General features: G+C 43.5%; 4 protein-coding genes. All 4 read right to left on the reverse strand.

Annotated elements, in window-relative coordinates; genetic code table 11:
* Window positions 1-268: 268 nt before the first annotated feature.
* From F4X88_07900 to F4X88_07915, 4 genes are read right to left on the reverse strand one after another with little or no spacing between them, the layout of a single operon-like run.
* On the reverse strand, window positions 269-1,246 hold the full coding sequence (locus F4X88_07900; protein ID MYA56202.1) for an ornithine carbamoyltransferase: 978 nt from the start codon (window positions 1,244-1,246) through the stop codon (window positions 269-271).
* Between the two features lie 44 nt (window positions 1,247-1,290).
* Complete coding sequence (locus F4X88_07905) at window positions 1,291-1,776, reverse strand: hypothetical protein (protein MYA56203.1); 486 nt, start codon at window positions 1,774-1,776, stop codon at window positions 1,291-1,293.
* A gap of 56 nt (window positions 1,777-1,832) precedes the next feature.
* Complete coding sequence (locus F4X88_07910; protein ID MYA56204.1) at window positions 1,833-6,536, reverse strand: hypothetical protein; 4,704 nt, start codon at window positions 6,534-6,536, stop codon at window positions 1,833-1,835.
* Window positions 6,520-6,807, reverse strand: a complete 288-nt coding sequence (locus tag F4X88_07915) for a BrnT family toxin (GenBank protein MYA56205.1) — start codon at window positions 6,805-6,807, stop codon at window positions 6,520-6,522. The genes F4X88_07910 and F4X88_07915 overlap by 17 nt, the downstream gene beginning before the upstream one ends.
* Between the last annotated feature and the right edge of the window lie 734 nt (window positions 6,808-7,541).

Raw genomic sequence — 7,541 nt, forward strand, 5'->3', positions numbered from 1 at the left:
TAAAAAAATGGCACTTCTGTGAAGTTGTGTTTTACAAACAGTTATTTAGCACAAGTCGTTAAAATATGTTAATGGTAGATAACACGGTTCTTCGGCGAATTCAGGGTAAAATCTGAAGAATTTGATGATGCTTAAAATGATATATTTATAGATTGGGTTAAAATCTACTTTTCCTTGCGGTTCGGTGAGGTGGGTTCGAGTTTTCATGTCCCTTTCCGTAGATTCGCCCGACGCGATGCTTGGGCTTACGCGCGCTGAAAACTGTGGCTTAGGGGTACGCAAGTAGCTTGAGAAGGATCGCTTTCATGCTATGGAGACGGTTATCGGATTGTTCAAAGATAATTGAGCGTTCATCGTTAACGAGTTCACCCGAAATTTCATACCCGTGGTGGGCAGGAAGGCAGTGCATAACCCGACACTTATGCCCTTTTAGCAGTTCCGCATTCAATTGATACGGCATCATCTTTTCTAACCGACGTTTCCGTTCCTTTGCAAAAGCTGGATCCGTGAAGAACTCCATGTCCACCCATGTATCAGTGTAGACGACATCGCTTTCGGCAATTATTTTCTCCAATGAACTCTCCATCGCCTCGGTGTCGGTATCGAGCGTTTTATAGAGACCTTTGCGAGAGGCTTCTTCCCATAGTTCTTTGTCCACAGCAGCAGGATTCACCTCTGGTGCGACGACTGTGATCTCCATACCTACTTTCATACCGGCAGCAATCAGCGAATTACAGACGTTGTTATGCACACCAATAAAGCACAATTTGACCCCTTCCAGTCTACCGAGATGCTCCTGTATCGTCATCAGATCGCCGAGTGCCTGTGTTGGATGATATTTGTCACAACAGCCGTTAATTACGGGGACAGTTGCAGCGGCTGCCGCCTCAACGAGTTCCGCGTGTTTCAAAAAACGGGCTAAGATAATATCAACATACCCGGAGAGGACGCGCATTTCGTCGCTCAGGTCGGCTAACGCGAAGTTTGTGGTGCGCCAATCGAGGTAATGGGCATGCCCCCCGAGTTGCGTTATACCGATTTCACCGGCGCAGCGCGTTCGCGTGGAGGTCTTTTGGAAAAGCAGACAGAGGCTCTTCCCCCCCACAGCGTGTCTGTATTTTTCGGGATGGTGTTTGATTTTCAGACTGTTTTCGACTGTTTCAAGAATGTCTGTTTCTGACCATGGGTCCAATTTAACTAGGTGCATAACTATCTCCACAGTAGGGTCGCTAAAATTAGAAACCATAATTATACACAACTTTCTGACATAAGTCAAATGTTTTTCTGTGTCTAAACCCGTTCTTGTCGGTAAATTTCCATTTCTTTTTGTAAGGCTTCAATCTGTTTTTGCTGTGCTTCAATTTTTTCGTCTTGTGCGCTAACCTGCTTTCGCTGCAATGCGACGATGATCTGGGGTATCCCGATAACGACGGCGATGAAAGCCACCAAAGCCAAGAGTAACATAAAAAGTCCGTTCAGCTGCTTTTCTAACGATCTGATTTCGCCGGTCAAGCGTTTGTCCACCTCTGTGATTTTACCGTCCAACGAACTGATTTGGATAGTCAGCCGTTTTTCCATTTCCGAGATCGTGGTATTTACCTTCTCAATTTCTTGAGAGATATACTCTTTCGTGCGTGCTTCAGATTTTGCAACCGCTGTTTCAAGCTCCTCCTTGATGATGAGACGGAGCTTGCTAACATCCGCTTCGGTGAGTTCGCTGAAGGCAGGAACACTCAAGAGTGAAAACACTATTATTAAAGTCGTGATTAATTTCATTTGACTCTCCTCGTTATCCGATTAGGATTTTTCAGGATGAAACCTTGTAAACTCTCTCAATCGGAAGATGGTTTCCACCAAGGGGCAATTCGGGGAGTCCAACCCGCTGAAATTTTCTCACCTCGACAATACTCACGCAGTTTTCTTCCGAAGATTTCAATGTTACCCTTCGTCTGTGAGGATGTTCCCCATCGGTGCCAAAATCGATCAATGAGAGCCGCGAGTCTGGAATCGAGGTCTTGTGGATCCTCACCGAACTCCTCCTTTTCGATTTCACGATGCCACCATTGAGCGGTAGGTGAGAGTGCGGGCTTTATTTGCTCAAAAACGGCAGAAATTCTGCACAGATCGCGCGTCTGTAAAGCCTGACGATAGACTTCTCGGCAACTTCGTTCCTGTTGTGCTACTTCATAAGCCCACGCAGTGTGTTCGCTCACCCACCGACTTGAATCATTTACTTTCAATCCTTCAAGTTTCTCAATCGCTTCGTCCGTTCCAAACCACGGCAAAATCGAAACACCCAGATTGCGTTCCTTTGCGTAATGACTCTCCAAGTATTCGTCTTTTACTAAACTCCATAATTCATCCCGACCGCCCTCAACTAAGGCGGTAAGTGTCATGAACATAATATCTTCGTCGTTTAGGCACTCTTCGAGAAGTTCGCGTCTGAGTTGTCGATGTTCAGACAAGTTACAGTCCTCAACGTGCCAGAGTTGGGCGAAAAATGTTTCTACGCCGTAGTGCGTTCGATAAGTTATTCTGAGGACTTCTGTCTTCAATTGGTGATAGTATTTCATCGCCTTATTCGGCTCGAAACGCAACAACAAACACAGAATGGCATCCGTGAATTCCCATAATGCTTCGCTGTATCGTGGAGACTTGGAAAGTTCTATGAAGTATTCCTCTGCTAATCCCGAGAAATCGCTCGTGTTTTGTTCTGCCCAGGTCTGAAGCACTTTTGGATTAACCAAAAGTCTCATTTCCTGATCATAATCCCAGTCTTCCGTAGCCCCTTGAAAAATCGAACATAGCCACTTAATAAGATCTTTGCCCCATCGCGAGAGATTGTCACGCTGATCCGGTAGACAGAGAAAAGATCCCATAACCTCTGGTGGCAAAAACCCTCTCAGTACCTCGTAAGAAGGGATATTTTCACTTGTATTATAGGTCCCAGGTATGAACCGCCTGCCGTTACGAGAAAAAAGGTGGTGCTGTATTCTTTCATCAATCAGCATTTCATCGAAAAATTGTTTTGAATCCGATAACGCTAATCGGAGCATTGGATAGGTTCCAGTTGAATCAGGTTTTCTCAGTTTTAACTCGCTCAACGCAAATTTTACTGAGTTCTCGTCAACTGAAGTACCATAAGCGTAAAGCGTGCACCAAAACTCTTCCTCTGAGAATTCTTGAGTTCCCCCATTAGACAAGGTATGATTATCAGATACTGAAGACCGAAGTTTTTCCAGTCTTTGCTGTGCCAATTCTACAATTGACTCCGGTAGCAATTCCTTAAGCGAAATTGGGAGCGTATCATAACAAATTGAAGTTCTAAGTGACTCATGTGAATCAAGAAATTCAAACCAATCTGTTAATCTATCCTCAGAAGCAGAAAAAAGAAGGGTTTCTGTCAGTAAGGAGGTTAAATAAATTACATCGGATGATGAATTGTCTGCCTGAGCGTCTTGAGCGAGACGCTGCTTCATTCCAAGGATTGCTTCTGTAATTTTTTCACAATCTTCCGGTTGAAAAATGAGTCCATGAATTGACGACAATTTGAATTGTGCCCATTTTTGATTCAGTGTATTAATTTTGAGTTCGCAGGCAAGTTTGGCGTAACTTTTGTGATCATCCTTAGCAACCCATGGCAATAGATTTTCTATACAAAAATCTTCAAGGGTTGCTCCTACACCCCACCCTAACTTAGCATTCACTGATACATCTTGCAAAATCTTCTTGATTTCGACGTGATCCTCATGGTGCAAATCAGGTAAATCTGTCCGAACCGCTAAATAGTCAAGTCCGTGGTAATTACCATTGGCTGCTGGTGAATCACCTATTAGTAAGCGTTCCTGATTACGAATGCGGTCAATATAGGACCTAAAACGACGGTTGTGTTGTTCTACAAAGGCGCGTTTCTCTATATCTGCCTCTGTGAGAGGGCGTTCCAAAATTGGAGGTAAATCCACATCGAGGCAATTTGCCAACCCATAAATTCCATCTAATAGTAGAGTATCGGATTGGGCATGTTCCGCTAATGAACATAAATCGTCCAAAACTGCTTCCGTATATCCCCATCGCATTAACTTGCCGATTTTCTCATAAAATCGAGAAAATTGCATTCGCCGTTTGCTCCTGCTATCGCTAAAATTTGTGTTGCTGTGCAGGATCGCGTAACAACATGCAAGTGTTTTTAGTAATTGACGCTCTGGTCTTTGGGATAAAATTGAGAGTGCCGCGTCTAATAATTGGAATTGTATGTCATCCTTTTCCCGAGGGGACCGCTGCCCTTCGGTATGGGTATAAACAACATCTTTTGGGGGGACATCAGTGTATGTGGGTAGAAGCCATTTGGTGAGGCGCGATGCCAAACGATTATGATCACCTCTTTTGTTTAACCAAGTTTCCGCCAGGGGTGCAATGAAGGCATCTTCATAATTTGGGGAATTGTGATACTCAAATTCAAATTCGACAACTTGTGCATAAGCATCGGGATCTTTTTCTGCCCAAAACAATAATCGTTCATCCGTAATCTGGGCATTGTGACTATGGAACCAAGCAAGCATCAGAGCGGCTCGCTTTTGTGAGAGTTGGTCTTGTGAAATATCAGGTGGAGATATATCAGAGATTTGGAGTGCTACAAACAGTGCTTCGGTTCTCAGATCTTCTGAAGGTATTGGCTCAAGCGCATTCTGAAAGCCCTCGGCGGCATCTTGAATTCCAGTAAATTCGGTACAGTCAAAAAGATTAGCAAGGTAAAGCGCCCAACCGAGTTTAATATGATCTTTACTCAATTTGACCTCAAGTAGTCCCGCTTCAATCGCAATACCTTGTTCTTCTAAATCATGACGCACTTCGCGGTAGTTCGGAAAGTACTTTTCAAGCAGCTGAACAGAAGCTTGGGGACCAGCATCAACATTCGTCCATTTTGCTTGTTTCGAGAGATCTGAAAGGATTTCCTGAGCGTCTTTAGCACGGTGCCAACCGATCGTTTGTTTAATCTGTGGATCTGTCTTCTCAATTTTGTCAAGTAAATCTGCCCACAAAACCATTACCTTTGTCACAGAGTCAAATGAACGAAATTGATTTCGTAATCGAATGCACGTTTGAAGATAGCGAGGAATTCTTGCAATGTCTATCAATGAATCCGGTAAGTCATCAAGTTGGAGTTCTTGGGGAATTAATGCCTTTTGTAATTCGGAATCATTAAAAGGGACAACAGCAATCTTATAACACTTGTCCCACAAATAACTTTCAAAATCTGGATAATCATCCAAAGGACGCGTGGTCAACAAAAAACGGACTCTATCTCTCCATTCACTCTCATTCCTAAAGTATTCACTAAGAATTTGCTGTGCTGCCTCAATTGCATTCCGTTCATTGACACCATCAAGGACAATGAGGGTTTTGCGCCAGATTTTTGCGGGTTTGTTCTGAAGTTTGCCAATTTTTTCTTTCTGGTAAGATGGATAGACTGAACTAAAGCAGGCGTAAAGCAAATCAAATATAGACTTGCAATCTTTCCAATATTTACTATCTAACCAAAAAGCGACAATATTCTCGTTATCACAGATTGAGTTCATCGTCTTAGCAGCAAGCCAGGTTTTTCCGTGGCCTTCTTTGCCTTCAAGACAGCAAATAGGTGCGTCCGCGGTATTCCACCAATCCGAGATTTTTGATTCTACGGATTTTCGATCTATTGCTTCAGACAGATTAATCGGATTGAAACCTCTGTCTCTGTTAAAACGTTCAAGTAGATATTCTTCAATATCCTTTTGAACATGCTTTTGGGTTTGAATTCCATCCTCTAACTTGCTTCGGACAGCCTTCATTTTGTCTTTTGTCTTTGAATCAGTCTTTGCTATTTGAACCCAATCTAAGAATTCCTGATCGGTGTTTGAGAGGTTAAAGAAATGGCAGATATCCTCCCAGAAGGTAACGCATAATGCCCCGAGATCTGATAACTCATCAGAAAGTTCAAGGGTAACAATATTCACGCCGGTTTCCCTAGCAATGGCATCCAATTCATAATTTAATTGCTCTGTATCGCGGGAGACAGCCAACACATAGGTTTGAAGATTTAATGCTGGATCTCGCCTCGCTTGACCAATATCTCCCTCAATTGTTTTAACATCAGGGAGGTTTCCTTTAGTGTATCTCTTGGTTTGTATTAATACATTACCAGACACACTTCTAGCGTCGCCTCTTGGTTGATCGCCAGATCTGGCAACTACAAAACGGTCTTCAAGAAACGATGTCAGCAGGGCAGCAGTGAGTTTTTCAAACTCTTTAGGTTTTATTGACTGAATGAGTTCTTTTAGTTTTTCACAACCTTGTTCTACCGGAAGCGGGTCGATCTGATCAACTGCTCCACTTTCGTCTGGTGACGGATCTTGGCGCGATTTGAGATTAACCTGAAATTCTACCTCGTGGGTTTCATCCCAATAGTCAGCAAGGTTATGTGTGTCCCAAAATTCGCCTATCTCCTCTGGGGTCGCATCGGGAGGGGGCATTGGATCTGGCTTTTTATCTTTTCCTTTCATAATTCCTTCGCTCCGTTCTGGTCATATCTCTTGCACTGATAATCAACGCCCGACGATTTGGTTTTTGAATGAAAAAAACGATAAGATAACGTCCCGCATCCGTCTGTCCCATAGCCGAGTAAACATCTTCACCAGACCGATTGCCTTTAGAGACGAAACGAAAATGAGGACGATTGGTTAAGACTTCTTCTACTTCCGTTTTTTCTACACCATGCTTTGTCGCTAATTTCTCAATAAATTGTTGCTGCCATATAATCTCATCAATCAGCAAATTTCCACTCCGGTCCTGTGTTGGCGTTCTGGCGGCTAACTTGGTACTTGTAAGGATAAGTTTTGCAATTAAAGTGCAGGGTCAGGCGAGTGCCACACACTTTCCCGGTTCTTTTTGCTTGCAACATTATATCACATCTTTGAGCGTCTTTGCAACATTTCGTTGATGTATTTTAGGGGTATTTGGTTTTAAACATTTATTGGGATTTGTGCATTTTTTCGGGATCCGATGCGGTTAGGAAACCGCATCTACCGGGTCTGGAAGGCTGGCGATGAATCGTCCTATGGCAATGCAGGCAAACCTTTAACAATAACCATCGTTTCTAAACTGACTGTGATGACCTGTCCAATCAAACGGAGGATGTACTCTGGATCTTCCGCACGGTTTGGATCGTTCTTAATGCCGCTTCGTTTGTCTACCTTGACACGATATTGATCCACCACCCACTCCAATGCAGATCGATTCCCTAACCGATACGCAAACGCCTCCAGAGGAATGCCCTCTAATGTGAGGAAGTCGTTGTATTTCAAACGCGTCTTATCTTTGGAGAATTTCATCCGCTCTACAGCCAAATCCACTTGCCTTCCCGGTGTTTCTATTGGATTGAGTTTATCGTATTCGGGTTGTGATTCGTAGTTGACGTGGATATTTGCCAACCGGGCACCAGCGTTGGCAAATTCCCAGAAGTCTTCGGCAAAAGGGATGTGTGGTAAATCCCGCTTCAGGTTTTCCTG

The sequence above is a fragment of the Candidatus Poribacteria bacterium genome, assembly GCA_009839745.1.
In the GTDB taxonomy this organism is placed as follows: Bacteria; Poribacteria; WGA-4E; order WGA-4E; family WGA-3G; genus WGA-3G.

Coding starts and splice junctions, on each gene's coding strand:
- F4X88_07900 (MYA56202.1), bottom strand. CDS start 1,246: ATGGTTTCTAATTTTAGCGACCCTACTGTGGAGATAGTTATGCACCTA.
- F4X88_07905 (MYA56203.1), bottom strand. CDS start 1,776: ATGAAATTAATCACGACTTTAATAATAGTGTTTTCACTCTTGAGTGTT.
- F4X88_07910 (MYA56204.1), bottom strand. CDS start 6,536: ATGAAAGGAAAAGATAAAAAGCCAGATCCAATGCCCCCTCCCGATGCG.